General features: G+C 64.9%; 2 protein-coding genes. Both read right to left on the bottom strand.

What is annotated here, in order from left to right; genetic code table 11:
* Positions 1 to 65 precede the first annotated feature (65 nt).
* Positions 66 to 821 (bottom strand): IS21-like element ISPpu7 family helper ATPase IstB, encoded by a 756-nt coding sequence (gene istB, locus V0R62_RS26605; RefSeq protein WP_074198791.1) that lies wholly within the window; start codon positions 819 to 821, stop codon positions 66 to 68.
* A 17-nt stretch (positions 822 to 838) separates the two neighbouring features.
* Entirely contained in the window at positions 839 to 2,353 is a 1,515-nt protein-coding gene (gene istA, locus V0R62_RS26600; RefSeq protein ID WP_074198792.1) for an IS21 family transposase, read from the bottom strand.
* Positions 2,354 to 2,501 lie beyond the last annotated feature (148 nt).

Raw genomic sequence — 2,501 nt, 5'->3', positions numbered from 1 at the left:
CTGGCCACCTGTTCCACGGCCATCCGGCCGGGCAGTCGGAGCGCAGCGACGCAGGGGTGGCATTGTTAGTCCGGGTTGGCTGGCGTCGTCAATTTCTGCGTCCGTTTGCGCATTGATTCACCCTTCAGATTGATCCGATAAGCGTTGTGCACCAGGCGGTCGAGGATGGCATCGGCCAGGGTCGGATCGCCGATCAGTTCGTGCCAGTTGTCCACCGGCATCTGGCTGGTGACGATGGTCGAGCGCTGGCCGTAACGGTCGTCCAGTAGCTCCAGCATGTCGCGCCGTTGCTCGCCGGTGAACGGGGCCAGGCCCCAGTCGTCGAGGATCAGCAGGTCGGTCTTGGCGTAGCTGCTCATCAGCTTGGCGAAGCGGCCGTCGCCATGGGCCAGACCCAGTTCTTCCAGCAAACGTGGCAGGCGCAGATAGCGCACGCTGTAGCCCTCTCGGCAGGCCTGGTGGGCCAGGGCACAGGCCAGCCAGGTTTTACCGACACCGGTGGGGCCGCCGATGATCAGGTTGAGGCCGTCGCTCAGCCACTGGCCACTGCTCAGTTGCAAGATCAGCGCCTTATCAAGTCCGCGCGGGCTGCGGTAGTCGATGTCTTCGAGGCAGGCGTTGTGCTTGAGCCGGGCCTGGCGCAGACGGCTGCTCAGGCGCTTGTCGTCGCGTTCAGTCAGCTCGCGGTCGACCAGCAGGCCGAGGCGTTCCTCGAAGCTCAGGCTGTCGATGTCCGGGGTTTTCAGTTGCTCGGCGAGTGCCTTGAGCATGCCGGTCAGGCGCAGGGTCTGGAGCTTGTCCAGGGTCGGATGGGGCAGCATGGTGGGATTCCTTGGGGTCAGTGGTAGTAGCCGGGGCCGCGCAGGTTGGCGTGGTCGTCTGGCAGTAGAGGCAGGTTGGCTTGAGCCAGTGGCAGGTTTTCCAGCCCCTGGCGCAGGATCGATTCGAGGCTCTTGTAGCTGCACGCGCCGAGGCTGAGGGCGCGTCGGCAGGCCAGCTCCAAGCGCACTTCGCCATGGGTCTTGCCCAGGCGCAGGATGCCCAGGCAGGCCCGGTAGCCGTGAGTCGGGTGGATGCGCCGTTCGAGGATGTGGCTGATCACGCCGGCGGTGTTCGGCCCGGTCTGCTCAGCCCAGCGGATCAGCCGTTGTGGCGTCCACTCGGCGTGCTCGCGATGGCTCTTGGGCATGTGCTCGGTCTGCGTGCTGTGCCTGCCCTTGTGCATTGAGCGCAGGTGGCTGGCCACTCGCTGGTTGGCGTGGAAACACTCGACGGTGCGCGCCGTCAGCCGTACTTCCAGTTGCTTCTTCACCAGTTGGTACGGCACCGAGTAGTAATGCCCATCGACCTCGACGTGGTAGTCGATGTGCACCCGCGCCTTCTTCCACTCGGCGTAGACGTAGGGTTGCTCCGGCAGGGGGCGCAGCGCTGGACGATCCAGGGCTTCGAAGGCCGACTGCCGGGAGCCCGGCAGCTTGCGAAACGGTCGTCGGTTGAGCCGCTCCAGCAATAAGGCGATGGCGCTGTTGAGTTCATCCAGGGAGAAGAACTGGCGGTTCCTCAGCGCGGCGAGGATCCAGCGCTCGACCACCTGCACGCCGACCTCGGCCTTAGCCTTGTCGCGCGGCTTACGCGCCCGCGCCGGCACCACCGCCACGCCATAGTGCTCGGCCAGATCGCGGTAGCTCGGGTTGATGTCCGGCTCGTAGCGATGACTCTTACTCACCGCGCTGCGCAGGTTGTCCGGCACCACGATCTCCGGCACGCCGCCGAGGAAGGCGAAGCAGCGGACATGGGAGCCCAGCCAGTCCGGCAACTGCTGCGACCAGGTCGCTTCGGCGAAGGTGTAGCTGGAGGCGCCGAGTACCGCGACGAACACCTGCGCCTGGCGGATCTCGCCGCTATAGCGGTCGATCACCGGCACCGTCTGCCCGGCGTAGTCGACGAACAACTTCTCGCCAACGCGATGTTCCTGGCGCATCACCACGTCCAGCTTGCCCTGCCAGGCTCGGTAGTGCTCACAGAACCAGCTGTACTGAAAGCCCTGCGGCTGGCTCAGACGGTACTCCTGCCAGAGCAGCGCCAGGGTTACGCCGGGGCGGCGCAGTTCGGCATGCACCCATGCCCAATCGGGTAAAGGCCGCTTCTCACTGGCAACCGCCGGGGCCGGCGGGAACAGTTGCTGCTCCAACTCGGCATCGGACAGCGAACAGGGCCAGGTGAGGCCGCTGGCGGCAAAACGATTGAGGTAGTCGCCGACGGTGACACGACCGACCTGCACGCTGACCGCAATCTGGCGAGCCGATAGTCCGACCTCGAACTTGAGACGTAGTACTTCGCGAATCTTACGCATGGATAAACGCTCCACGACGACCTCTCTGCTTCGAAAAAGAGGTCGATGGTAGTGAAGAAATCCTGCGTAGCTGCCTACCCGGTTGGGTGGCCGGATGGCCGTGGAATCAGTGGCCGGATGCGCGTGGAATGGGTGGCCGGATCACCGT

This window comes from Pseudomonas carassii (assembly GCF_036324045.1).
Taxonomy (GTDB): Bacteria; Pseudomonadota; Gammaproteobacteria; order Pseudomonadales; family Pseudomonadaceae; genus Aquipseudomonas; species Aquipseudomonas peradeniyensis.
The sequence above is the reverse complement of the archived record's forward strand: the minus strand, read 5'-3'. Positions and strand labels throughout refer to the sequence as shown.

Excerpts from the sequence above, each read along its gene's own strand:
- istB (WP_074198791.1), bottom strand. The coding sequence starts at position 821 with ATGCTGCCCCATCCGACCCTGGACAAGCTCCAGACCCTGCGCCTGACC.
- istA (WP_074198792.1), bottom strand. The coding sequence starts at position 2,353 with ATGCGTAAGATTCGCGAAGTACTACGTCTCAAGTTCGAGGTCGGACTA.